Here is a 22,899-nt window from a genome sequence, read left to right on the forward strand (position 1 = left end):
AAGCCCGGGCTTTTGTGGTGGAAGCGTTTGCGCGAGAGCGCGCCTTACGCGCTCTTGTTCTGCCGCATCAGGTCGGCGAAGCGCCGGAACAGATAATGCGAGTCGCGCGGGCCGGGCGAGGCCTCGGGGTGGTACTGCACCGAGAACACCGGTTTGCCGTCGAGCCGGATGCCGCAATTGGAGCCGTCGAACAGCGAGATGTGGGTCTGGGTCGCGCCCTTCGGCAGCGTGTTCTCGTCCACGGCAAAACCGTGGTTCATCGAGGTGATCTCGACCTTGCCGGTGGTCTCGTCCTTGACGGGATGATTGGCGCCGTGATGGCCCTGATGCATCTTCCTGGTCTTGGCGCCGACGGCGAGGCCGAGCATCTGGTGGCCCAGACAAATGCCGAAGGTCGGTGTGCCCGACTTGATCACGTCCTGGATCACCGGCACGGCATATTTGCCGGTTGCGGCCGGATCGCCCGGGCCGTTGGACAGGAACACGCCGTCCGGCTTCATCGCCAAAATGTCTTCGGACGAGGTCGTTGCCGGCACCACCGTCACCTTGCAGCCGACGCCGGCGAGCAGGCGCAGGATGTTGCGCTTGATCCCGTAGTCGATGGCGACGACGTTGAACTGAGGCTCGTCCTGGCGGCCAAAGCCCTGGTCCCATGCCCACGGCGTTTCGTCCCAGGTGAAGCGCTGGCCGGAGGTGACCATCGGCACGAGGTCCATGCCCTCGAGGCCCGGCCATTCGCGCGCTTCTTCCTTGAGGCCGTGCAGGTCGAACTCGCCGTTCCTGGCGTGCGCGATCACGGCGTTTGGCATGCCCTTGCTGCGGATCAGTGCGGTCAGTGCGCGAGTGTCGATGCCGGAAAGGCCGATGATGCCGCGGGCCTTCAGCCACTGGTCGAGGTGCTTGGTGGCGCGGTAGTTCGAGGGATCGGTGATCGCGGTCCGCAGGATCACGCCGCGCGCGCCGGGCGTCGCGGCCATGTTCACCGTCTCGATGTCGTCGTCGTTGGTGCCGACATTGCCGATATGCGGGAAGGTGAAGGTGATGAGCTGGCCGGCATAGGAGGGATCGGTGAGAATCTCCTCATAGCCGGTCATGGCGGTGTTGAAGCAGACTTCACCGACGGCGTGGCCTTCGGCGCCGAGGCCAAAGCCTTCGAGCACCGTGCCATCCGCAAGCACCAACAGCGCGGTCGGTTTGTGGTCCGGCCAGGCGAGATCGTTGTCATGTTGTGTCATGAGCCCGGTTCATAGTCCCCGCGTGGGCCGCCGTCAAAGCGGGAAAGGGCGGATTCACATGCGTTTTTGCATATTTGACAGGTCGTCTCGGGCACTTAAGCTCGGCAGCACAATTTCCGACAAATTCCGGGGCTTGGGAGGCAATAATGGACCAGACGACGCCGATTGTGCTGGTTCCGGGGTTGGCCTCCTCGGCCCGCATCTATGCCCCCGTCGTCCCGGCGCTCTGGCGGTTCGGTCCGGTGATGGTCGCCAACCATATCCGCGACGCCAGCATGGCGGCGATCGCCCGGCGTATTCTGAGCGAGGCGCCGCCGCGGTTCGCGCTCGCGGGTCATTCCATGGGCGGCTACATCGCGCTCGAGATCATGCGCCAGACGCCCGAGCGGGTTTTGAAGCTCGCGCTGATCAACACCCAGGCGCGGCCCGATACGCCGGAAGCAACCGCACGTCGTCGCGGCCTGATGGAACGGGCCAGGCGCGGCGAGCTGCGTGCGGCGCGTGAAGAGATGTTTCCCGAGCTGGTGCATCCCTCACGCCGCGACGACGCCCGCATTCGCCAGCTCGTGCATGAGCAGGGCGAGGACGTCGGCGTCGAAGGCTATCTGCGGCAGCAGACCGCGATCATCGCGCGGGTGGATTCACGGCCGACGCTTGTGACGATCAAATGCCCGACGCTGGTGCTCACCGGCGATCAGGACAACACGATTCCGAATGCGTTCTCGAAGGAGATGGCGGAGGGCATTGCCGGCGCGAAGCTGGTCGTCCTCAGCGATTGCGGACATCTGCCGCAATCGGAGCAGCCCCAAGCCACGACCCGGGCGCTGGTCGAATGGCTGGGAACCCCGGTTGTCTCGGGGCCGCGAACGGCCTAGATCAGGCGTCGGATATTCGAAGGGATCACGATCATGCTGCGCGACGACATCAACAATGCGGTCAAGGAGGCCATGAAGGCCAAGAACGAGCGCAAGCTGTCGACGCTGCGCATGGTCAACTCGACCATCAAGAACGCCGACATCGCCGCGCGTGGGGAGGGCAAGCCGCCGCTGTCGGACGCCGACCTGCTTGGCGTGTTTCAGAAAATGATCAAGCAGCGTCAGGAATCGGTCGAGCTCTACGACAAGGGTGGCCGCGCCGAGCTCGCCGCGCAGGAGCGCGAGGAAATCGCGGTGATCTCGGCCTATCTGCCGAAGCAGATGTCGGATGACGACGTGAAGAAAGCGATCACGGCCGCGATCGGCGAGACCGGTGCTGCCGGCATGAAGGACATGGGCAAGGTCATCGGTGTGCTGAAAACGAAGTACGCCGGGCAGATGGATTTCGGCAAGGCCAGCGGCCTGGTGAAGGCCGCGCTGACGGGCTAGCTCTCGTCATTCCGGGGCGTGCCTCTTGGCGCGAGCCCGGAAGCCATCATACGGCGGGCTCTGTTGCAAAATGGATTCCGGGCTCGCGCTCCGCGCGCCCGGAATGACAAGAAGACGTGGGGAGCAACAGATGACCGGCGCCATCAATCCGTTTCGCATCGCCGTTAGCGAGGACATCCTCACCGACCTCAAATCCCGCCTTGCCCGCACGCGCTGGCCGGAGGCAGAGCTCGTCGATGACTGGAGCCAGGGCGCGCCGCTGAAATGGATCCAGGATATCTGTACCTACTGGGCCAACGACTACGACTGGCGCGCCCGCGAGGCCAAGCTCAACCGCTTCGACCAGTTCACGACCGAGATCGACGGTCTCGACATCCACTTTCTGCATGCGCGCTCGAAGGAGGCTTCGGCGCTACCGCTGATCATCACGCATGGCTGGCCGGGCTCGATCGTCGAATTCCAGAAGGTGATCGCACCGCTGGTCGATCCTGCCGCGCATGGCGGCAATCCTGCGGATGCGTTTCATGTGGTATGCCCCTCGCTGCCGGGCTTCGGCTTCTCCGCCAAGCCAAAGACCACCGGCTGGGGCGTCGACCGCATCGCCGCGACCTGGGCGAGGCTGATGGATCGGCTCGGTTACGCGCGTTACGGCGCGCAGGGCGGCGACTGGGGTTCGGCCGTGACGACCTCGCTCGGTATGCAGGATGCCGAGCATTGCGCCGCGATCCACATCACGCTCGCCTTCAATGCGGCGCCCAAGATCGAGGGCGAGCCGACGGCGGAGGAGAAGCGCGCGCTCGCCGGCCTCAAGCATTACGTCGACCTCGATTCCGGCTATTCGAGGCAGCAGTCGACCCGGCCGCAGACACTCGGCTACGCGTTGGCGGACTCGCCGAGCGGGCAGGCGGCCTGGATTTTGGAAAAGTTCTGGGCCTGGACTGATTGCAACGGTCATCCCGAGAACATCTTCACCAAGGACGAGTTGCTCGACAACGTCATGCTCTACTGGACGACCGAGACGGCGACGTCATCGGCGCGGCTCTATTGGGAGAGCTTTGGCAAGCGTCGGACCACGCCCAAGGTCACGGTGCCAACAGGTGTAGCGGTGTTCCCGAAGGAGATCATCACGCCGGTGCGGCGCTGGATGGAGCCGAATTTTACCAACATCACGCATTGGAGCGAGATGGAGAAGGGCGGCCATTTCGCCGCATTTGAACAGCCGGAGCTGTATGTCGGCGAGGTCAGGAAGTTCTTCCGAACGGTACGGTAACGGCGCACTCCGCCGTCGTGCCCGGGCTTGTCCCGGGCATCCACGAGCTTAAACTGGCTGCAAGAAGCAAGCGCGTGGATGGCCGGAACAAGTCCGGCCATGACGCCGAGAACACGGAAACGCCCGCCGCCATGCTCACCGAAGCCAAGACTTACGACGAGCTCTATCGCAACTTCCGCTGGGATATCCCCGAGCGTTTCAACATGGCGGAGGCCTGCTGCGATCGCCATGCCGACGGCACCGGCCGCCTCGCGCTGGTCTATGTCGACGAGAACGGCGCCATCACGCGCACATCCTTCGACGAGGTCGCGGAGATGTCGCGCCGCTTCGCCAATGTGCTGAAGGCGGATGGTCTTGCCCGCGGCGACCGCGTCGCGGTGTTCCTGTCGCAATCGCTGGAGCTGCCGATCGCGCACATGGCGGCGTTCCGTTCGGCGATGATCTCCATTCCGCTGTTCGCACTGTTCGGCGAGGACGCGCTGGAATTCCGCCTGTCGAACTCGCAGGCCAAGGCGATCGTCACGGACGAGGGTGGCTGGGAGAAGCTTTCGAAGATTCGCGACCGCCTGCCGGAGCTGAAGAATGTCTACATCGTTGGCGAACGAACGCCGGCGGGCACGAAATCGTTCTGGCATTCGGTCAAGGCTGCATCGCCCGACTTCGCGCTGGTGGACACATCTGCGGACGATCCCGCGCTGATCATCTACACCTCGGGCACGACAGGCAATCCGAAGGGCGCGCTGCATGCCCATCGTGTCGTGCTTGGCCATCTTCCCAATGTCGAGATGTGCCACAACTTCCTGCCGCGGCCGGGCGATCTGATGTGGACGCCGGCGGACTGGGCCTGGATCGGCGGTCTCGTCAACGGCCTGTTCGCGTTCTGGTATCACGGCATTCCGCTGGTCGGCCATCGCGCGCGAAAATTCGAGCCGCAGGCGGCGATGCAGATGATGGCCGAACTCGGCGTCCGCAACGTCTTCCTGCCGCCGACGGCGCTGAAGCTGATGCGGCAGGCCGGGGTGAAGCATCCGGGCGTCAAGCTGCGCAGCATTTTCACCGGCGGTGAATCGCTCGGCGGCGAGCTGCTGGGCTGGGTGCGCGAGACCTTCGGCGTCGATGCGCATGAAGTGTTCGGCCAGACCGAGTGTAATCTCGTGATCGGCAGCAACTCCAACCTGTTTCCGATCCGCCCCGGTGCGATGGGCAAGGCGACGCCGGGGTTTGACGTCCGCATCGTCAACGACAAGGGCGAAGAGCAGCCGCGCGGGCAGCGCGGCATCATCGGCGTGCGCCAGCCATGCCCGTGCACGATGCTCGAATACTGGCGCAATCCGGAGGCCACTGCGAAGAAATATGCCGGCGAATTCCTGCTGACCGGCGATCTCGGCGTGAAGGATGAGGACGGCTATTTCTGGTACGTCAGCCGCGAGGACGATGTCATCACCACCGCCGGGTACCGCGTCGGCCCGTCCGAGATCGAGCACACCCTGATGAAGCATCCGTCGGTGGCGATGGCGGCGGTGGTCGGTATTCCAGATCCGATCCGCACCGAGTCGATCAAGGCTTGGATCGTGCTCCGCCCCGGCTTCGCAGCTAGCGACACACTCGCGCGCGAGATTCAGGAGTTCGTCAAGGTGCAGCTCGCCGCCCACGAATATCCGCGCTTCGTGGAATTCGCGGAGACGCTGCCGATGACGGCGACCGGCAAGGTGCTGCGGCGCGAGCTGCGGGCAAGGGGTTAGGCAGGATGTAAAGGCCGGCATCTCGGGTCGAGGGCGAGCGGCCGGCGCGATCTGGTCGGCGACAAGTTCGCGAAGCGAAATCGGCTGGATGGCCTTCGTCACGCGGTTCGTGTTCGTGATCTGGACGGTGCGGCTGTTGATCGCGCTACTGCTCGTCCTGCGCGCTTCGTTCTCGAGCCTCCAGGAATTTATGACCGTAGGGCTGACGACCGCCTGCTGTTTCTCGCCATCGGCAACGCGGTCGGTGCGGCGCTGTGGCTGATCCTGTTCTTGCTCACCGTGGAGTCGCTTCCGAAGGCTTCGACGGTCTTATTCGGTCGAAAGCGGTATTTCGCGCTTCAAAGGCGCGGCGCGGGCGAGAAAACGATAGCTAATTGCAGTGATTGCGCGCACGGTGAGCCAATGTGGGAAAGAGCGGTCGTCTCTGCGCCCATGCGGCGCCACGACGATACATGCGCGACGCGACGCGGCTGCATCCTCGCACTTCGTGCTGCGGACACCCGCAAGATACCACTGCGGTTCGATATGAGATCGAACGCCAACCGAAAGCACCCAATGGAAGCTCTACCGATGCAAACTCTCTCCCCACGGCACGTCAAGACAGACGAAGCGCTTCGGCTCGGCGTGGAGTCGGGCTGGTACGCGATCAAGGTCAGCGGGACCTTTGTCTCAGGCCCGCACGGCTCGGAAGGGGATTGCCGTCGCAAGATCGACGAGATTCATCCGCCGCTGGTGAAGAAGAAACGATGAGGGCGCAGATTCCGGTCGCTATGGCGTCTTGATCCCCATCGCCTTCAGCGCCGCCAGCATCTGCGCCGGCGGTGCCATTTTGATCTGCGGCGCCTGCCCCGTCTCGAGCAGGCTCTTCAATCCCGACAGGATCGCGGGCCATCCGGTGCGGCCACCGGAGAGAATGTCGTCGCTGAGCGGGTGGTCGTGGCGTTCGCTCATGGTGAGGCGGACGGCTTCGCCGGCGGGCTCGATCTCGTAGGTGACGAGCGTGGTGCCGAGCCTTTCGACGAGCTCGGGCCAGTTGACGTTCCACGTCACCGTCAGCTTTTTTGGCGGGTCGTATTCGAACACTTCACCGATGATGTGCTCCGAACCGTCAGGCGCGCGCACGATGAACGTGCCGCCGAGCTTCGGCTCCATTTCGACCGCAAAGCCGGAAAAGTATTTGCGGCTGAACTCGGCCGAGGTCAGCGCTTCCCAGACCTTCTCCGGCGTCGCAACGATATAGATGGTGTAGACCGTCAGCGGCTTGAACCGATCGATGTTCATTTCGCGTCGAATCCCTTGTTGAGCGCGGCGCGGGGAATAGCCAGCACTTTGCCTCTCTCCAAGAGGCTCTTGAGCCCGGACAGGATCGCCGGCCAGCCGTTGGAGACGGCGCCGAGATATTTGCCGCCCTCGACGAAGCCGTCATGCAGCACGGTCAAACGCACCAGCGAGCCGAACGGTTCGATGGTGAAGACGACACGTGATATCGGTTCACCACGCAGTTCCTCGTATTTCTGGTGTTTGAAGCTGTAGGACAGGCGGCGCGGCGGATCGGCCTCCAAAATCTCGCCGGAATCGGTGATCTCCCCGTCCAGCGTGAGCGCGAAGGACGAGCCGATCTTCCAGTCCGACCGGATCTCGGCGCCGAACCAGTATTGCCTGGTGAATTCGCTCGACGTCAGCGCCTCCCACAGCTTCTCCGGCGTGGTCTCGATATAGCTCACATAGACGAATTGCGGCTTACTCATCGCGCTTCTCCAACTGACGTTTCAACTCGCTGAGTGCGGCGAGCTTGCCGCGCTCGAATTTCCTGATCCAGCGTTCGCCGATCTGATGGATCGGCACCGGATTGAGGTAGTGCAGCTTCTCGCGGCCATGCCTGATGGTCGTGACCAGGTCGGCCTCTTCGAGAATGACAAGGTGCTTGGTCACGGCCTGGCGTGTCATCGCGAGGCCTTCGCAGAGTTCGTTCAGCGTCTGGCCGTTTTTGGCGTGAAGCCTGTCCAGCAGCGACCGTCGTGACGGATCGGCGAGCGCTTTGAAGACCTCATCCATGGCAGCGATAATACGCAACCAAATGGTTGCATGTCAAGGTGCTGTCTTTGGCGCCCGCACATCGCTGTGCTAGCCTCGAAGCTCAGCCAACACAGATTGGAGACGCAGGAGATGAAAACGTGAGTGACGGCGGCGGTAGACGGAAACTGAGTGCCATGCATTAATACCCTCAACCGCCCACGCGAGTCCTCCCCATGATGTCCATGCAAGCCTATCTCGCCTTCGTCGCCGCCTGCATCGCGCTGGCGCTGCTGCCGGGGCCGATCGTCACCCTCGTCATCGCCAATGGCCTGCGCCACGGCACGCGCGCGGCGCTGACCAATGTCGCGGGCGCGCAAGCCGGCCTCGCCATCGTCATCGGCATCGTTGCGGTGGGCCTGACCTCGCTGATGGCGACCATGGGCTACTGGTTCGACTGGGTGCGCTTTGCCGGCGCCGCCTATCTGATCTGGCTCGGCATCAAGCTGATCTGGGCGCCGGTCGAAGGCCTCAATGTCGACGAGCCGCCGGCGCCGCCGCGCGGCGGGTTCTTCCTGCAAGGTTTCCTTGTGCTGCTGTCGAACCCGAAAGTGCTGATCTTCTTCGGCGCCTTCATTCCGCAGTTCATGGACATGAACCGCGACCACTTCCCCCAAGTCGCGTTGCTGGGCGCCACATTCATGGTCACTGCGGCGATGACCGATGCGCTCTACGCTCTCGCCGCCGGGCGCGCGCGAAAATTCTTCTCGGCGCGCCGGACGCGGCTGATGTCGCGCATCTCCGGCGGCTTCATGATCGGCGGCGGTATCTGGCTGGCGCTGACCAGAGCAAAATAACAGCCCCAAAATACTCTCCCTCGCACCGGTTCGCGCTTGAACCCTTCGCGGCGGCGCTGCGTCCAATTGCGTCCAATCGGGCGTTGCCGCTGACGAAGGATTTTGGCCGTGCCCGATCTGCCCTGGTTCGTCTATGCGATGCCGCTCGCACCGCTCGGGCTGCTATTGGTCGCCGCCGTTGTGAAGACCTGGCAGGCGCGCGTGGCGCGAAGCTGGCCGCAGGCACCACGCAAAATTGTCCGTTCGGTCGCTGAGGTGCGCGAGGTCAGGGTGTCCGACGGCGACCGCGAGGAAGGCTATCGGCTCGAGAGCCGCAATTTTGCCAACGTGACCTACGAATACTCGGTCGGCGGCCGCAAGCTGCGCTGCAGCCGCATCTCGATCGGCGAGGATCTCGGCAATTTTCAGGTCGTCGAGAAGCTCGCAAAATATCCCGCCGGCAGCATCGCCACCGTCTACTACAATCCGCGCCATCCTGATCAGGCCGTGCTCGAGCGCGACCTGCCCAAGGGGTTGTGGGGGTGCCTCGGCATCGGCACGGTGATCGCGCTTGGCATCGTGTTCGGCTCGGGCGTTCGGGCTCAACCAGACTTATGCCTACCTCGCGCACCACATCGGGCGGCCCGATCTCGCGGGCCTCGTGGTCGGCTTCGCCGCATTCGGCTTCGTCATCGCGCTGATGGGGTATGCGGTGCGGCGGCAGGCCTCGATGACGACGCGCTGGCCGGTGGTGCCGGGCACGATCAAGCTGTCGGGAATCGAGGAATATCACGAGGCCAGCGAACCGGGCGAACGCCGCGGCACGGAGATGTTCGGCAAGCGCGTGACCTACAGCTACTTTTATCGGAACGTCAGCTATACCAATGAATGCGCGCGCGTCGCGGCCGGAACGCCGTCGGGGTCCGATGAGATGTTGAAGAAGCTCATGTCGCGCTATCAGGACGGCGCGACCGTCGAGGTTCGCGTCAATCCCGACAACCCGGCGGAGGCAACGCTAGATGCAAGCGGCGCCGGCCACATCGCCTGGGTGCTGTGGGGCATCGCCGCCATCTTCGCTGCGCTCGCACTATTCGTCGCGACGCGCGGCAGCTAGACTTGGCTCTCCACCATGAACTCCACCTCGATCTGCGCGAAAATCCTCGCCAGCCGCTCGGCCCATTGCTGCTGGCCGGACTGGTCTGCGATCAGATCCTGGCGGATCTCGATGCCGGTGTTGACGAGGCCGCGGGCTTCGCCGTGGACGGGAATGGTATAGTCGCTGAGGTCGCTCACCGCATAGGGCTGGTTGTCGCCGACGACCAGATCGCTTTCGGCGCGGAGGCCTTTGAGCAGGAGCTGCGGCAGCACGGTGTCACGGTTATACAGCGCGCCAATGTGCCAGGGCCGCGCGACGCCGGCATAGACCGGCGTGAAGCTGTGCAGCGACACCAGCACCGTCGGCCGCTTGTCGTGCAGGCGGCGGTCGATCGCGGCATCGATGCGGCGGTGATAGGGCTCGAAGATCTCGCGCCGGCGCGCCGCGCGCTCGCCCTGGGAGATGCCCTCATTGCGCGGGATTGTGGTCGCTTCGGATATCAGGGGGATCGAGCTCGCAACGCCGAGTGGGCGGTTGCAGTCGATCACGAGCCGCGAATAGCGCTGCGCGATCAGATGCGCATCGAGCATTTGTGCCAGCCGCTCGGCCACGCCGGCAATGCCGATGTCCCAGGCGATGTGCCGCGTCAGCTCGCTTTCCGCAACGCCGAGGTCGCCGAGCGCGCGCGGCAAAATCCGTCCGTAGTGATCCGAGGTGAGCAGAAAGGGCGATGTCCCTTCCGCATTCGTCTCATGCACGGGCGGAATATCGCCGTCGCCGAGCAGTTGGTCGGCCGCCTCGGCTGTATCTAAAGTCATCCTGATTGCCTATGGAAAAAGCAGTTGCCATCTAAAATTGGGCAGCAATCGCTTGCGGGTCGATTGACCCAAAATCATCATGATCGCCAGACGATGCCGCTGCTTTCGATTCATCACAAGAGCGAATATCGCTTGCCCCCGGGCTTCGCTGGACGAAGGAGATGTGCGGCTGTCGTTTCGCTTAATTGACGGCTATAGACACCCCATGAACTCCGATCGTCTTTTCGTCTACGGCACCCTGATGCGCGGCTTCGACCATCCGATGGCGCGGCTGCTTGCGGGACATGCGGACTTTTTGAGCGAAGCGACCTGTTGCGGCCGGCTCGTTCTCGTGAAGCACTATCCGGGCCTATTGTTGTCGGACGCGGCCTCCGACATCGTGCACGGCGAACTCTTCCACCTGCGCGCTCCCGACGAGCTCCTGCGCGAGCTCGACATGTACGAAGCCTGCGGCGAAGGCTTTTCGGAGCCGACCGAATATCTGCGCAAGCTGATCGACGTGACTGGCTCGGACGGCACCACCGGCAAGGCCTGGACCTACATCTATAACTGGCCCGTCACCGACCTGCCGCGCATCGAGACCGGCCGCTTCCTCGGCCATTAACCCGACAGCACTTCCTTCACCACGCGCACATCCACTTCGCGCTCGACGTAGGTCCACTCCTCGGTCCGCCTGAGCATCGCCACCAGTTCCTCGAACAGCGAAGCATGTTCGGGTGCGAACTCGAACCAGGTCAGGAAGTCGAAGGGCTCGCCGAGGTCGCGGCAGTGGTAGAGCTGCCGGGCGATAGCGGGGAGGTAACGCAGGCTGCTCGCAATGTGGTGCGACTTGTCCTCAAAGATCCTGCGCCGCTCTTCCTGCGTCAGCTCCCACCAGGCTTGCGACTTGCGGATCGGGATCAGCGCCGCAGAGGTTGCCTCGAGCCGGCCGAGGCCGGCCTGCACCGCAATGAGCTGCTGCTTCTCGGCCCGCTCGGTGTAGCGGAGCGAACTGGGGACGCCGACCAGCCGCCAGCCGCTGCGCGAGGGCACCAGCGGCAACGAGACGGCGTCGCTGTCGGTGACCGACAGCGCCGGCATGAAGGGCAGGGGCTCGCCCGTCACGGGCGAAATCGAGGTCACGCGCCAGCCCCCGCTCTGGCCGCCTCGAAAGGTCCTGAACATGGGGGGTATGGAAGCGTGGAACCGGGCCGGGTTCAAGTGTTCTTGTCATTCCGGGGCTGTCCAACCCGTCATCCTGAGGTGCGAGGCTTGTGATGCAACGCATCGCAGCCGAGCCTCGAAGGATGAACGGCCGAGATGCAGCCGGGCCGTCGCCCTTCGAGGGCCGCTGAAGAAGCGGCCACCTCAGGGTGACGGGGCTAAGCCCTGTGCATAGGTCGAATAACTCGGATAATCCTGACAAACCTGACTTTTAGGCAGGCCGCACCTATATGCCTGATCCTTCGCCCGACTCACCCCGGTTCGCGCTACACAGAGCTCATGCGCTTCACGCCGCAATTCCTCGACGAGCTTCGTGCCCGGATTTCGGTCTCCGAGGTCGTGGGCAAGCGCGTGAAGCTGAAGAAGGCGGGGCGCGAGTGGAAGGGGCTGTCGCCGTTCCAGCAGGAGAAGACGCCGTCCTTCTATGTCAACGACCAGAAGGGCTTTTACCACGACTTCTCTTCCGGCAAGCATGGCGACATCATCACCTTCGTGATGGAGACCGACGGCGTGCCGTTTGCGGAGGCCGTGGAGCGGCTCGCCAACATGGCGGGCCTGCCGCTGCCGGCGGTGACGCCCGATGCGGCGCGGCACGAGCAGCGGCGCCGCACGCTGCATGACGTCATGGATCTCGCCGCAAAATATTTCGCGGAGACGCTGGCTTCGCGCGTCGGCGCCAAGGCGCGCGGCTATCTTGCCGATCGTGCGATCGCGCCGGCAACGCAATTGCAGTTCGGCCTCGGCTATGCCCCGCCCGATCGCTTCGCGTTGAAGGAGCATCTCGGCAAGCTCGGCGTCTCCGTCGACGACATGGTCGAGACCGGCCTTCTGGTCGCCGGCAATGACATCCCGGTCCCCTATGACCGCTTCCGGGATCGCGTGATGTTTCCGATCGCGGATCTGCGCGGCCGCGTCATCGCCTTCGGCGGACGTGCGCTGGAGAAGGACGTTCCGGCCAAATATCTGAACTCGCCGGAGACGCCGCTCTTCCACAAGGGCGACAATCTCTACAATCACCAGACCGCGCGAAAGGCGACCCATGACGGCGCATCGCTGATCGTGGTCGAAGGCTATGTCGACGTCATCGCCATGGTCACCGCGGGTTTTGCAGGCAGCGTCGCGCCGCTCGGCACTGCGCTCACCGAGAGCCAACTCGCGCTGCTCTGGAAGATGGCGGACGAGCCGATCCTCTGCTTCGACGGCGACCGGGCGGGGCAGAAGGCCGCCTATCGCGCGGCCGACCTTGCCTTGCCATTTCTTGCGCCGGGCAAGAGCCTGCGCTTCGCGCTGCTGCCCGAGGGGCAGGACCCCGACGATCTCGTGCGCTCCAGTGGCCGCGGTGCGATCGAGGAGGTGATCGCGGCGGCGCGTCCGCTCGCCGACATGATCTGGTCACGCGAGCTCGAGGGCGGCAATTTTGCAACCCCCGAGCGGCGCGCAGCGCTGGAGGGGCGCATCAAGGAGCTTTCCAACGGCATCCGGGACGAGGTGGTGCGGCGCTACTATCGCCAGGATCTCGCCGAGCGGCTTCAGCGTGCCTTTGCCCCCGAAAGCGGCCGCGGCGGCTTTGCCGGCCGGGGCAATTTCCGTCCCGGTCAGGCCGGCCGCCCCTTCCAGCCGCGTGCCGGCGGGCAGGCGAATCGATTCGGCGGCCAAGGCTTTGGTGGCCAAGGCCGCCGCGGCCCGCCGGGTCCCATCCAGCTGCCTTCCGGCCCTTATCAGGCGGCGAGCCCTCAGCTGGCGGCGAGCCCGATCATGCGGGGCCAGCGCAGCGCCATCTCCCGCCGCGAAGCGCTGATCCTGCAAATCCTGATCAACCACCCCTGGCTGCTGCATGAGCATCTGGAGGAGGTCGCCGCCCTGGAGCTGGCCCATCCGGAGGCGCACAAGCTCCGGGCCGCCATCATTGCTGCCTTCGCCAACGACCATCACCACAACCCGGATCCTGGCGAGCAGGCCGAGAAGATGCGCTCCGACATCGAAAAAGGTGGATTTTCTCAGCTTCTTCAAAGAGTTGAGAATGGCATTACGACCCAGGCGGTGTGGGGCGCAAGAGAAGGCGCGGCACGGGACGACGTTCTCTCCACTTGGCACCAGCTCGTTGCCTTGCATCGGCAGTGGCATTCACTACTTAGGGAGTTGAAGGACGCTGAGCTGGCCTTGGGAGAGTATCCCAGCGAGGCCAATATGGCGTGGCTGCGTGACGTCAAGGCCCGGATGGCCGAGGTCGACGGCACCGAGGCCCTGATCGAGGGTTTTGGCGAGCTGTCGGGCCGGTTCCAGAAGAGCGTGTGATGAAAGAATCATGCGGACGGCCGGGACCGGAACCGCTAAAAGACTCGCCAAATCCAAGGTTTGGCGGCAAAAACAGGGTTAATCGAGGCTTAACGGTCTTGTAGCACTTTGGCCATCAGGCGGCCGCAGGCAGAACAGACGCGTCAGGAATGAATCCGCGCAATTGCTGTTGGCACTACACCTGCTTCCGCTGCGACAAAGAGGCTCACGAAGCGTTAGGCAAATCCGGCGAGAGAAGGGTCGGGGTGGCGAGAGATAGGCGCGCCGCCCTTTCCGTGTCGAGATCTGGCGAAGCGAGAGCGTCGAACAACAGGTTCAAGTGATTTCAGGCAGGCGCGGCGAGCGTCTGCATGAAGCGCGTTTAGGAGCAATGGATGGCCACCAAGGCAAAGACGCTGCAGGCGAAGGACAAGGAAAAAGACGACAAGGCAGCGGACGCGCCGGAGAAGGACTCCCAGGACGCGCCGTCGCCGTTGCTCGATCTGTCCGACGCGGCAGTGAAGAAGATGATCAAGCAGGCCAAGAAGCGCGGCTTCGTGACCTTCGATCAGCTCAACGAAGTTTTGCCGTCCGACCAGACCTCGCCCGAGCAGATCGAGGACATCATGTCCATGCTCTCGGACATGGGCATCAACGTCACCGAAGCCGACGACTCTGAAGGCGAAGAGGACAAGGACGAGGGCGGCGAGGACGAGACCGACAACGAGCTTGTCGAGGTCACCCAGAAGGCCGTCACCGAGGTCAAGAAGAGCGAGCCCGGCGAGCGCACCGATGACCCCGTGCGCATGTATCTGCGCGAGATGGGCACGGTCGAGCTCCTGTCCCGCGAAGGCGAAATCGCGATCGCCAAGCGCATCGAGGCCGGCCGCGAGGCGATGATCGCAGGGCTCTGCGAAAGCCCGCTGACCTTCCAGGCCATCATCATCTGGCGCGACGAGCTCAACGAAGGCAAGATCTTCCTTCGCGACATCATCGATCTCGAAGCGACCTATGCCGGTCCCGACGCCAAGGCCGGCATGAACAACGCCATGATCGGCGCTCCCACCGGCGAGAACGGCGAAGCGCCGGCCGAAGGCGCCCAGGCCGCTGCGGCGACGGGCGCACCTGCGCATGTCGCGCCGCCCGCAGCGCCCCCGTCGCCGACCCCGTTCCGGCCCGCGCCCGCCGCCGGCAATGGCGTCGAAAGCGAGAAGGATCCCGGTGAAGCCGCCGCCGAAGCCGACATGGACGACGACGACGAGTTCGAGAACCAGATGTCGCTCGCGGCGATCGAGGCCGAGCTCAAGCCGAAGGTCGTCGAGATCTTCGACAAGATCGCCGACAGCTACAAGAAGCTGCGCAAGCTTCAGGAGCAGGACATCCAGAACCAGCTCGAGAGCACCTCGCATGGGCCCTCGCTCTCGCCGCACCAGGAACGCAAATATCGCAAGCTGAAGGACGAGATCATCGTCGAGGTGAAGTCGCTGCGCCTGAACCAGGCGCGTATCGACAGCCTCGTCGAGCAGCTCTACGACATCAACAAGCGCCTCGTCTCGCACGAGGGCCGCCTGATGCGCCTTGCCGACAGCCATGGCGTCGCGCGTGAGGACTTCCTGCGCAATTACACCGGCTCGGAGCTCGATCCGCGCTGGCTCAATCGTGTCTCGAAGCTCTCGGCCAAGGGCTGGAAGAATTTCGTCCATATCGAGAAGGACCGCATCAAGGACCTCCGCCACGAGGTGCATCAGCTTGCGGCGCTGACCGGCTTGGAGATCGTCGAGTTCCGCAAGATCGTGCACTCCGTGCAGAAGGGCGAGCGCGAGGCACGCCAGGCCAAGAAGGAGATGGTGGAAGCCAACCTCCGTCTCGTGATCTCGATTGCGAAGAAATACACCAATCGCGGCCTTCAGTTCCTCGACCTGATCCAGGAAGGCAACATCGGCCTGATGAAGGCGGTCGACAAGTTCGAGTACCGCCGCGGCTACAAGTTCTCGACCTACGCCACGTGGTGGATCCGGCAGGCGATCACCCGTTCGATCGCCGATCAGGCGCGCACCATCCGCATCCCCGTGCACATGATCGAGACGATCAACAAGATCGTGCGCACCTCGCGTCAGATGCTCAACGAGATCGGCCGCGAGCCGACCCCGGAAGAGCTCGCCGAGAAGCTCGGCATGCCCTTGGAGAAGGTCCGGAAGGTCCTCAAGATCGCCAAGGAGCCGTTGTCGCTCGAAACGCCCGTCGGTGACGAAGAGGATTCACATCTCGGCGATTTCATCGAGGACAAGAACGCGATCCTGCCGATCGATGCAGCGATCCAGTCGAACCTGCGCGAGACCACCACGCGCGTGCTCGCCTCACTCACCCCGCGCGAAGAGCGCGTGCTGCGCATGCGCTTCGGTATCGGCATGAACACCGACCACACCCTGGAAGAAGTGGGGCAACAGTTCTCGGTGACCCGCGAACGTATTCGTCAGATCGAGGCGAAGGCACTGCGCAAGCTGAAGCATCCGTCGCGGTCGCGGAAGCTGCGGAGCTTTTTGGATAATTAGTTCAGTCCGTCATGCCCGGGCTCGGCCCACGGCATCCAATCAAACGAGAACGGCGGGCCAAAAGCCCGCCGTTTTCGTTTGTGCCGGTTGGCAGCCGATACGCGAGCCTACTTCTTCTTCGCGCCGACCCGCTCGAGGCTCTTGATCTCAAGCGTCGGGCGGCCGGACTTTTCGGCGATCTCGCGGTCCTGCTCCATGATGAACGCGCGGGCGGGCTCGTCGCCGTCGAGGCCTCCGAGCAGTTCCGCGGGCACGCGACGGTTGGAGCGTTGCGAGCCGTCTTCATAGAAGACATTAAAAAAGGCGAATTCGCCTTTGGGATTGGTTCCAGGTTTCTTGGCCATGGCCGGCTTGTCGTCGATCAGGGCGCCATAGTCAAATGGCTTGCGAGTTGCCGGGGCAGCGCGCCGAAGCGCGGGAGGCGCGGCGGGATCGATCGAGGATGTCTTCTTGCAGGATGGAAGCTGAGAGCCCTGCGGGTCCGATGCCGCCTTCCCTCCATAAACGGCGGGCCACGAAAGCCCGCCGTTTATTTTGGGTCTTCAGCGTCGCCCGGGGCTGGCGGGGCGACAACCTAAAATAGAAGACTATCGCATGCGCTCTGCGGTAGCAAGATAAATTGTGGGCACGTCGATGCCGCAGCGTGCGCATCAGACATGCGTTGGTCGCGACATCGAGTTTCGAGGCGCGTCCAGATTATTTCGCCGTCAAACCACTTTGTTCACATTCGCGATTCTCGCGACGCCGCGAGAGCGAGCCTCGTGCGCGCGCCGCGCCAGCTTCTTTGACGCGAATCCGGTTCCCGGGCATGATCGCGCGCCCCGCTTTCCGCGCTCATCCTTCAGAGGATTTTCCCATATGCTGAGACATGCCCTAGCCACCGCCGTCATCGTCTGTCTGGCCGGCGGATCGGCGCAGGCCGCGCGCTGCGGCGGCGACTTCAACAGCTTTGTCGCCGGCATGACCTCGGAAGCGCAGGCCGCCGGCGTCTCGGCAAGCGTGACCAGCGCGGCCTTCAGCGGCATCGCCCAGGACGGCGCGGTGCTCGCCTTCGACCGGCGCCAGCGCTACACCTTCAACAAGAGTTTTGAGCAGTATGTCTCGACCCGCGTCGGTCCCGGCCGCATCAATGGCGGCCGTGCGCTGCTCCAGCGTCACGCCGCGCTGTTGTCGCGCATCGAGCAGCAGTTCGGCGTGCCCCGCTATATCCTGGTCGCGATCTGGGGCCTGGAGAGCGATTTCGGCAGGGGCGATATCGGCAAGCTGCCGGTGATCCGCACGCTCGCCACGCTCGCGCATGATTGCCGCCGCACTGACCTGTTCCAGGGCGAGTTGCTCGCTGCGCTCAAGATCGTGCAGCGCGGCGACCTGCCGCTGCGCGATCTCATCGGCGCCTATGCCGGCGAGATCGGCCAGACCCAGTTCCTGCCATCGTCCTACATCAAATACGGCGTCGATTTCGACGGCGACGGCCATGTCGACCTCCGCCACAGCGTGCCCGACGTGCTCGCCTCGACCGCGAACCTGCTCCACACGAGCGGCTTCAAGATGGGTCAGCCGTATGGCGAAGGCACCGCCAATTTCGAGGCGATGCGCGAATGGAACAGGGCGGTGATCTACCGCAAGACGATCGGCTATTTTGCGGATCGGCTGATGGGGCAGTGACGAGGCGCACTCGGCCACCACCTTGTGTGGCGAAAGGAATCCAGAGTGTGGCCGCGGAAAGCTTCGTCGCAAGAGCTTCTCGCAATGACGAGCTTGTTGCACGAGCACCACGCCTCGCTGTTATTCCCCTCAAGCCCCTCGTGTGGAACTATGATTTACATTTTTTTCATAATCGACTGAACCGCAGGCCAATTGGCTCCTTAACATACGTTACGCAAGCCAGTATTGGGAGGTGCCCATGGGCCAAGCCGAACCACTTCGCGCAACTGCGCTGATCGTTGAAGACGATGTCATGCAGCGGGAGATGCTCAGTCTGCTGCTGGAGGAGAGCGGATACCTAGTCATCCAGTGCGAAAGCGCCGAGGCCGCCGAGCGCGTCCTTGACAAGAGCGCCGGCGCTTTATGCCTGATGATGACCGACGTGCAGCTCGCCGGCCGCATGAACGGGGTCGAGCTCGCGCACGTCGCCAAGGACCGCAATCCGAAGCTCGATGTCGTCGTCACCTCAGGACGCCCCTTGATGCAGCCCTTGCCGAACGGCGCAAAATTCTGGGCCAAGCCATGGGCGCCGCTCGACGTGCTTCGCGAGGCCGAGATCGCGCAGCTGTCCTGACGGTCGATCCGGCAGCCGGCTTTCGTGATCCGAAACGCGGTGATAAGGTCCGTTCATGACCCTATCCTTCCTGCTGACCTCGCTCATTGTCGTCGCCTCGCCCGGCACCGGCGTGCTCTACACGCTGGCTGCAGCGCTGACACGCGGCTCGCGCGCGAGCATAGCTGCCGCCTTCGGCTGCACCCTCGGGATCGTACCGCACATGATAGCGGCGATGCTCGGGCTTGCCGCGTTGCTGCACACCAGCGCGCTGGCCTTTGCCGCGCTGAAATGGGGCGGCGTCGCCTATCTGCTGTACATGTCCTGGCAGGCGCTGCGTGAGACCGGAGCGCTGGCGGTCGATGGCGAGATCAAGGAGCGGTCGAGCCGCCGCGTCATCGTCACCGGCTTCCTGATCAACATCCTCAATCCGAAACTGTCGATCTTCTTCCTCGCCTTTCTGCCGCAGTTCATTGCGGTCGATGAAGCCCATGTGCTGGCGCGGATGCTGGAATTGAGCGGCACCTTCATGGCAATGACCTTTGCGGTGTTCGTCCTCTACGGCCTCTGCGCCGCCTCTGTGCGCGAGCGCGTCATCTCCCGCCCGCGTGTCATGGCCTGGCTGCGCCGCAGCTTTGCCGCGGGCTTTGCCGCGCTGGGTGCCAAGCTCGCGTTCGCCGAGCGGTAGCTTCTCTGCCCAATAAAAAAGCGGGCCCCGGCCCGCCATCTTCAAACTCTCTCAACCTTGCCCGACGCCCGGGCGGAGCGAGGCTCCACCCGGGCAAAGAAAAAGAAGCCTCGTTACTTCTTCTTCGCCTTCTTGGCCTTCTTCGCCTTCTTCTTCGCCGCCTTCTTCGCTTTCTTAGCCATAGTATCCTCTTAAGGGTTCATGGTTAAACGCGACACGAGGGATGCTCGGCGGAGGGCCAGCCTCGCAACATCCTCGACGACAAACTCAGCAGATTCGCGGGCGGCTGCCCCGTGCTGTCACATCTGTGTCATCGCGTTATCCACAGCTCAGATGCGTTTTCGGGTGATTTTTGCCTGCGAATTCGCATCAGCGCCGCAGCGGCGACACATCAAGCCTTGTTTAACGATGCCGAAAACCGATCGCGATTCATCAATCCAAAACCAAAGCCGATGTTTGCGCGATTGCAGTGAGACTCCATTAAGTGCAACCCGCGCATTGTCCCGCGTAAGAACACGGGGGTGGGTATGGACGAACTGCCAGAGACGGGGGGCGCGACGCTGCGCGTGTCGCACGCGCCATGCTGAACGTACCGACACTCTGGACGGTCTTCGTCGTCAACTTCCTGGCGCTCGGCCTGATCTGGGCCTATGTGACGCGCTCCTATCCCAAATTCGCGGCCGCGCGGTTCTGGATGGCGTCGGCCTTCGTCGGCGCCACCGGCGCGATGACGGCCCTGGTCCGCCTGTTCGTCGATTCTCCCCTGCCGCTTCTGCTTGGCGCTGCCGGTGTCATCGCGGCAAGCTGCCTCGCCGCCATGGGCATTCAGCGCTTCTATGACCGGCCTGTCCCATGGCGCGTCATGACGGCAACGGGAGCGCTAAGCCTGGCCGGCATCGTGTTCTTCATGGTCGGCTTCGAGCACATGCAGCTGCGCATGCTCAGCTACACGCTCGGTCAGGCCGTGCCACTGGTGCTGGCGCTGCGTCTGCTGCTGTCGCCGCCTGAAGGCCGCGTCAGCCCGGGCGCGCGGCTGTCCGGCATCGTCATCCTCACCATCGTCGCGATCCTTGTGGTTCGCACGGCGGGCAATCTGCTCGGTCACGATTTCTCGGCGCGCGGCGGCGGTCAGGCTCATGCCGTCATGGTGCTGGGCCTCCTGTTCCTGTCGATGACGCTCAATTTCGGCTTCCTGCTGATGGCGATGGATCGGTTGCGCAACGAGGTCGCCGACCTCGCACTGCTCGACGATCTCACCGGCGTCGCCAACCGGCGGCATTTGTTGCAGCGCCTGTCCGAGGAATGCGCCCGTTCGGGGCGCAGCGGCGAGCCGTTCTCGCTGCTGGTGATCGATCTCGACGGCTTCAAGACCATCAACGACACCCATGGTCATGCCGCGGGCGATGCCTGCCTGCGGCATTTCACGCTGATGGCGCAGACGCGGCTGCGGCCCGGCGACATGCTGGCCCGCACCGGCGGTGACGAGTTTTGCGTCGTGCTGCCGTCCTCCTCGCTGCGCGAGGCTGCCGCGATCGCCCGCCGCGTGCTCGAGGCCTGCCGCCAGGATGCAGCGACCTGTACGGCCAAGGACATTCCGATCGCGATCTCGATCGGCGTCGCCGAATGGGACCGCGGCATCGGCCAGATCCCGGACCGCCTCATCGCCCATGCCGATCACGCGCTCTACGCCGCCAAGAAGAGGGGCAAGAACGACTTTGCCGTTTACGATCCGGCGCCGCCGCTCTCGCCCCAACCGGAGGGGCCGGTAGAGGCCCCGCGAAAATTCGCCCACGGGTTATGCTAGGCTGGATCCGCATTGGACGTGCACGATGATGTCTCGCCTGCTCGCGGCCATTTTCGCCGCTCTCCTGATCGCTCCCGCCGCTGCAACGGATGCCGAACTCGCAAAGATCGCGCGCGGCTCCGGCACGCCTGACATTCCCGGTCTGAAAATGGTCTGGCTCGCGCCGTGGGGCGATGTCGGCAACGCCCATGCCTGGCGCAACATCATCGTGCACCAGACCGAGGGGCCGGCAGGCTCGGGACGCGGCGGCGCGCAGGAGCAGGCGAAGAATCCGACGCGGCGCGGCGTCACGGTGTGGGTCGAGACCGACGGCGCGGTCTATTGGGCGGTCGCGGAAAATTTGGTGCCGACCCATGGAGACGGTGCCAACCGCAACGACAACAAGTATATCGACAACAGACCGACCTATCGCCAGGTGGTGCGCGATAATTCGATCGGCGTGGAGTTCGCCGGCAACTATCCCGATGTCACGACGGGCCCGACCGCGGCGCAGGTCGCGGCCTGGAAAATCCTGGTCCAGGTCCTGCGCGCGCGTTATGACATTCCGCTGCACCACGTCTACGCGCACAACTGGATCGACTACAAGGATTCGCGCTATTGCGAAGGCTGCTGGCTCGCGACGCTGGCACGGATTTGGGGAGAGTGAGGCGCTCACTCGCCATTCCGGGGCGCGCATAGCGCGAAGAAGTCATCCAAACAAAAAGCCGGCGTCACCGCCGGCTTTCTGTCTTTTGTCGATCCGCCAAACTCTTACAGCGGCGAAGCCTCGCTTAGAGCGCGGCTTCCAGCGCGGCTTGTTCCGCCCGTGCGATTGTGCCCTTGACCGCGGACTGCACCTTCTCGAAGGCGCGGACCTCGATCTGGCGGACGCGCTCGCGCGACACGCCGAACTCGGCGGCAAGGTCTTCCAGCGTCATCGGCTCATCTGCGAGGCGGCGGGCCTCGAAGATGCGGCGTTCGCGCGGGTTGAGCACGCCCATGGCGCCGTTCAGGGCGTCACGGCGATGATCATACTCCTCGTGCTCGGCCAGCATGGCTTCCTGGTTGGGCGAATTGTCGACCAGCCAGTCCTGCCATTCGCCGGCTTCGCCGTCGTCGCGGATCGGCGCGTTGAGCGACGCGTCGCCGCCGAGGCGGCGGTTCATGTCGATCACGTCCTGATCGGTGACGCCGAGACGCTTGGCAATGATCTTCACCTGGTCGGGGCGGAGATCGCCCTCGTCCAGCGCGTTGATCTTGCTCTTCGCCTTGCGCAGGTTGAAGAACAGCTTTTTCTGGTTCGCGGTGGTGCCCATCTTCACGAGCGACCAGGACCGCAGGATGTACTCTTGAATCGATGCCTTGATCCACCACATGGCGTAGGTGGCGAGACGGAACCCCTTTTCGGGTTCGAAACGCTTCACCGCCTGCATCAGGCCGACGTTGCCTTCCGAGACGACCTCGGAGATCGGCAGGCCGTAGCCGCGATAGCCCATGGCGATCTTGGCCACGAGACGGAGATGGCTGGTGACGAGTTGGTGTGCGGCGTCGCGATCATCGTGCTCGCGCCAACGCTTGGCGAGCATGTATTCCTGCTGGGGTTCCAGCATCGGAAACTTGCGGATCTCGCCGAGGTAACGGGAAAGGCCGGATTCTCCATTAAGGACCGGCAGTGCAGCGGTACGGGCCATAGTGCGCCCTCCAAACAGGTTCAGGCCCCCGATAGCGGCGGGCCAGGCAGACGACCGCTTGGTTAAAGCCGATCGGT

At 63.8% G+C, this 22,899-nt stretch carries 23 protein-coding genes and 2 pseudogenes; 17 read left to right on the forward strand and 8 right to left on the reverse strand.

Annotated elements, in window-relative coordinates; all coding sequences use genetic code 11:
* Window positions 1–44: 44 nt before the first annotated feature.
* Window positions 45–1,235, reverse strand: a complete 1,191-nt coding sequence (carA, locus tag IVA80_RS35690) for a glutamine-hydrolyzing carbamoyl-phosphate synthase small subunit (RefSeq protein WP_247439800.1) — start codon at window positions 1,233–1,235, stop codon at window positions 45–47.
* A gap of 74 nt (window positions 1,236–1,309) precedes the next feature.
* Between carA and IVA80_RS35695 the strand changes: the two genes are divergently transcribed.
* The 6 genes and pseudogenes from IVA80_RS35695 (at window position 1,310) to IVA80_RS35720 (ending at window position 6,361) form a co-directional block, all read left to right on the forward strand.
* The gene (locus tag IVA80_RS35695; RefSeq protein WP_346348057.1) at window positions 1,310–2,110 is read left to right on the forward strand and encodes an alpha/beta hydrolase; all 801 of its coding nucleotides are present in this window, start codon (window positions 1,310–1,312) and stop codon (window positions 2,108–2,110) included.
* A gap of 33 nt (window positions 2,111–2,143) precedes the next feature.
* Window positions 2,144–2,599, forward strand: a complete 456-nt coding sequence (locus tag IVA80_RS35700; protein WP_247439802.1) for a GatB/YqeY domain-containing protein — start codon at window positions 2,144–2,146, stop codon at window positions 2,597–2,599.
* Window positions 2,600–2,729: 130 nt separating this feature from the next.
* Window positions 2,730–3,869, forward strand: coding sequence for an epoxide hydrolase family protein (locus tag IVA80_RS35705; RefSeq protein ID WP_247439803.1), 1,140 nt, complete (start codon window positions 2,730–2,732; stop codon window positions 3,867–3,869).
* A gap of 131 nt (window positions 3,870–4,000) precedes the next feature.
* The gene (locus IVA80_RS35710; protein WP_247439875.1) at window positions 4,001–5,611 is read left to right on the forward strand and encodes an acyl-CoA synthetase; all 1,611 of its coding nucleotides are present in this window, start codon (window positions 4,001–4,003) and stop codon (window positions 5,609–5,611) included.
* 37 nt (window positions 5,612–5,648) lie between these two features.
* A pseudogene (locus IVA80_RS35715) lies at window positions 5,649–5,905 on the forward strand (DUF2189 domain-containing protein); the annotation flags it as partial.
* A 276-nt stretch (window positions 5,906–6,181) separates the two neighbouring features.
* Window positions 6,182–6,361 carry a hypothetical protein gene (locus IVA80_RS35720; RefSeq protein ID WP_247439876.1) on the forward strand — a complete coding sequence of 60 codons (180 nt, stop codon included), beginning with the start codon at window positions 6,182–6,184 and terminating at the stop codon, window positions 6,359–6,361.
* Between the two features lie 18 nt (window positions 6,362–6,379).
* Here IVA80_RS35720 and IVA80_RS35725 read toward each other — a convergent pair whose 3' ends face one another.
* From IVA80_RS35725 to IVA80_RS35735, 3 genes are read right to left on the reverse strand one after another with little or no spacing between them, the layout of a single operon-like run.
* Entirely contained in the window at window positions 6,380–6,892 is a 513-nt protein-coding gene (locus IVA80_RS35725; protein ID WP_247439804.1) for an SRPBCC family protein, read from the reverse strand.
* Complete coding sequence (locus tag IVA80_RS35730; protein WP_247439805.1) at window positions 6,889–7,359, reverse strand: SRPBCC family protein; 471 nt, start codon at window positions 7,357–7,359, stop codon at window positions 6,889–6,891. The genes IVA80_RS35725 and IVA80_RS35730 overlap by 4 nt, the downstream gene beginning before the upstream one ends.
* Window positions 7,352–7,666, reverse strand: coding sequence for a helix-turn-helix domain-containing protein (locus tag IVA80_RS35735; protein WP_247439877.1), 315 nt, complete (start codon window positions 7,664–7,666; stop codon window positions 7,352–7,354). The genes IVA80_RS35730 and IVA80_RS35735 overlap by 8 nt, the downstream gene beginning before the upstream one ends.
* Window positions 7,667–7,860: 194 nt before the next feature.
* Here IVA80_RS35735 and IVA80_RS35740 point away from each other — a divergent pair, with 194 nt between their 5' ends.
* From IVA80_RS35740 to IVA80_RS35750, 3 genes and pseudogenes are all read left to right on the forward strand, one after another.
* A complete protein-coding gene (locus tag IVA80_RS35740) occupies window positions 7,861–8,481 on the forward strand; it encodes a LysE family translocator (protein ID WP_247439806.1) in 621 nt (206 codons plus the stop codon).
* A 138-nt stretch (window positions 8,482–8,619) separates the two neighbouring features.
* Window positions 8,620–8,985, forward strand: a pseudogene (locus tag IVA80_RS35745) (DUF3592 domain-containing protein); the annotation flags it as partial.
* 46 nt (window positions 8,986–9,031) lie between these two features.
* Window positions 9,032–9,574, forward strand: coding sequence for a DUF3592 domain-containing protein (locus IVA80_RS35750; RefSeq protein WP_247439807.1), 543 nt, complete (start codon window positions 9,032–9,034; stop codon window positions 9,572–9,574).
* Here the strand turns inward: IVA80_RS35750 and IVA80_RS35755 are convergent.
* Window positions 9,571–10,374, reverse strand: a complete 804-nt coding sequence (locus tag IVA80_RS35755; RefSeq protein WP_247439808.1) for an N-formylglutamate amidohydrolase — start codon at window positions 10,372–10,374, stop codon at window positions 9,571–9,573. The two genes, IVA80_RS35750 and IVA80_RS35755, sit on opposite strands and share 4 nt — an antisense overlap.
* A gap of 205 nt (window positions 10,375–10,579) precedes the next feature.
* Here IVA80_RS35755 and IVA80_RS35760 point away from each other — a divergent pair, with 205 nt between their 5' ends.
* Window positions 10,580–10,978 (forward strand): gamma-glutamylcyclotransferase family protein, encoded by a 399-nt coding sequence (locus IVA80_RS35760; protein WP_247439809.1) that lies wholly within the window; start codon window positions 10,580–10,582, stop codon window positions 10,976–10,978.
* On the opposite strand, the gene IVA80_RS35765 is transcribed toward IVA80_RS35760, so the two are convergent.
* Window positions 10,975–11,538, reverse strand: a complete 564-nt coding sequence (locus IVA80_RS35765) for a chlorite dismutase family protein (RefSeq protein WP_247439810.1) — start codon at window positions 11,536–11,538, stop codon at window positions 10,975–10,977. The genes IVA80_RS35760 and IVA80_RS35765 overlap by 4 nt on opposite strands.
* A gap of 318 nt (window positions 11,539–11,856) precedes the next feature.
* Between IVA80_RS35765 and dnaG the strand changes: the two genes are divergently transcribed.
* Window positions 11,857–13,872: a DNA primase gene (gene dnaG / locus IVA80_RS35770; protein ID WP_247439811.1), complete on the forward strand. Its 2,016-nt coding sequence runs from the start codon at window positions 11,857–11,859 to the stop codon at window positions 13,870–13,872.
* Between the two features lie 374 nt (window positions 13,873–14,246).
* Window positions 14,247–16,403, forward strand: coding sequence for an RNA polymerase sigma factor RpoD (gene rpoD, locus IVA80_RS35775; RefSeq protein WP_247439812.1), 2,157 nt, complete (start codon window positions 14,247–14,249; stop codon window positions 16,401–16,403).
* A 107-nt stretch (window positions 16,404–16,510) separates the two neighbouring features.
* Here rpoD and IVA80_RS35780 read toward each other — a convergent pair whose 3' ends face one another.
* On the reverse strand, window positions 16,511–16,747 hold the full coding sequence (locus IVA80_RS35780) for a hypothetical protein (protein WP_247439813.1): 237 nt from the start codon (window positions 16,745–16,747) through the stop codon (window positions 16,511–16,513).
* Window positions 16,748–17,261: 514 nt separating this feature from the next.
* Between IVA80_RS35780 and IVA80_RS35785 the strand changes: the two genes are divergently transcribed.
* The 5 genes from IVA80_RS35785 (at window position 17,262) to IVA80_RS35805 (ending at window position 21,798) form a co-directional block, all read left to right on the forward strand.
* On the forward strand, window positions 17,262–18,068 hold the full coding sequence (locus IVA80_RS35785) for a lytic murein transglycosylase (RefSeq protein WP_247439814.1): 807 nt from the start codon (window positions 17,262–17,264) through the stop codon (window positions 18,066–18,068).
* Between the two features lie 238 nt (window positions 18,069–18,306).
* Complete coding sequence (locus tag IVA80_RS35790) at window positions 18,307–18,681, forward strand: response regulator (RefSeq protein ID WP_247439815.1); 375 nt, start codon at window positions 18,307–18,309, stop codon at window positions 18,679–18,681.
* Between the two features lie 55 nt (window positions 18,682–18,736).
* Window positions 18,737–19,348 carry a LysE family translocator gene (locus IVA80_RS35795; protein ID WP_247439816.1) on the forward strand — a complete coding sequence of 204 codons (612 nt, stop codon included), beginning with the start codon at window positions 18,737–18,739 and terminating at the stop codon, window positions 19,346–19,348.
* A gap of 580 nt (window positions 19,349–19,928) precedes the next feature.
* A complete protein-coding gene (locus IVA80_RS35800; protein WP_247439817.1) occupies window positions 19,929–21,152 on the forward strand; it encodes a GGDEF domain-containing protein in 1,224 nt (407 codons plus the stop codon).
* 25 nt (window positions 21,153–21,177) lie between these two features.
* Entirely contained in the window at window positions 21,178–21,798 is a 621-nt protein-coding gene (locus IVA80_RS35805) for an N-acetylmuramoyl-L-alanine amidase (RefSeq protein ID WP_247439818.1), read from the forward strand.
* A 124-nt stretch (window positions 21,799–21,922) separates the two neighbouring features.
* Here IVA80_RS35805 and rpoH read toward each other — a convergent pair whose 3' ends face one another.
* Window positions 21,923–22,822, reverse strand: coding sequence for an RNA polymerase sigma factor RpoH (rpoH, locus tag IVA80_RS35810; RefSeq protein ID WP_247439819.1), 900 nt, complete (start codon window positions 22,820–22,822; stop codon window positions 21,923–21,925).
* Window positions 22,823–22,899: the final 77 nt, after the last annotated feature.

The sequence above is a fragment of the Bradyrhizobium sp. 139 genome (genome assembly GCF_023074175.1).
In the GTDB taxonomy this organism is placed as follows: domain Bacteria; phylum Pseudomonadota; class Alphaproteobacteria; order Rhizobiales; family Xanthobacteraceae; genus Bradyrhizobium.

Coding starts and splice junctions, on each gene's coding strand:
- carA (WP_247439800.1), bottom strand. CDS start 1,235: ATGACACAACATGACAACGATCTCGCCTGGCCGGACCACAAACCGACC.
- IVA80_RS35700 (WP_247439802.1), top strand. CDS start 2,144: ATGCTGCGCGACGACATCAACAATGCGGTCAAGGAGGCCATGAAGGCC.
- IVA80_RS35705 (WP_247439803.1), top strand. CDS start 2,730: ATGACCGGCGCCATCAATCCGTTTCGCATCGCCGTTAGCGAGGACATC.
- IVA80_RS35710 (WP_247439875.1), top strand. CDS start 4,001: ATGCTCACCGAAGCCAAGACTTACGACGAGCTCTATCGCAACTTCCGC.
- IVA80_RS35720 (WP_247439876.1), top strand. CDS start 6,182: ATGCAAACTCTCTCCCCACGGCACGTCAAGACAGACGAAGCGCTTCGG.
- IVA80_RS35725 (WP_247439804.1), bottom strand. CDS start 6,892: ATGAACATCGATCGGTTCAAGCCGCTGACGGTCTACACCATCTATATC.
- IVA80_RS35730 (WP_247439805.1), bottom strand. CDS start 7,359: ATGAGTAAGCCGCAATTCGTCTATGTGAGCTATATCGAGACCACGCCG.
- IVA80_RS35735 (WP_247439877.1), bottom strand. CDS start 7,666: ATGGATGAGGTCTTCAAAGCGCTCGCCGATCCGTCACGACGGTCGCTG.
- IVA80_RS35740 (WP_247439806.1), top strand. CDS start 7,861: ATGATGTCCATGCAAGCCTATCTCGCCTTCGTCGCCGCCTGCATCGCG.
- IVA80_RS35755 (WP_247439808.1), bottom strand. CDS start 10,374: ATGACTTTAGATACAGCCGAGGCGGCCGACCAACTGCTCGGCGACGGC.
- IVA80_RS35760 (WP_247439809.1), top strand. CDS start 10,580: ATGAACTCCGATCGTCTTTTCGTCTACGGCACCCTGATGCGCGGCTTC.
- IVA80_RS35765 (WP_247439810.1), bottom strand. CDS start 11,538: ATGTTCAGGACCTTTCGAGGCGGCCAGAGCGGGGGCTGGCGCGTGACC.
- dnaG (WP_247439811.1), top strand. CDS start 11,857: ATGCGCTTCACGCCGCAATTCCTCGACGAGCTTCGTGCCCGGATTTCG.
- rpoD (WP_247439812.1), top strand. CDS start 14,247: ATGGCCACCAAGGCAAAGACGCTGCAGGCGAAGGACAAGGAAAAAGAC.
- IVA80_RS35780 (WP_247439813.1), bottom strand. CDS start 16,747: ATGGCCAAGAAACCTGGAACCAATCCCAAAGGCGAATTCGCCTTTTTT.
- IVA80_RS35785 (WP_247439814.1), top strand. CDS start 17,262: ATGCTGAGACATGCCCTAGCCACCGCCGTCATCGTCTGTCTGGCCGGC.
- IVA80_RS35790 (WP_247439815.1), top strand. CDS start 18,307: ATGGGCCAAGCCGAACCACTTCGCGCAACTGCGCTGATCGTTGAAGAC.
- IVA80_RS35795 (WP_247439816.1), top strand. CDS start 18,737: ATGACCCTATCCTTCCTGCTGACCTCGCTCATTGTCGTCGCCTCGCCC.
- IVA80_RS35800 (WP_247439817.1), top strand. CDS start 19,929: ATGCTGAACGTACCGACACTCTGGACGGTCTTCGTCGTCAACTTCCTG.
- IVA80_RS35805 (WP_247439818.1), top strand. CDS start 21,178: ATGATGTCTCGCCTGCTCGCGGCCATTTTCGCCGCTCTCCTGATCGCT.
- rpoH (WP_247439819.1), bottom strand. CDS start 22,822: ATGGCCCGTACCGCTGCACTGCCGGTCCTTAATGGAGAATCCGGCCTT.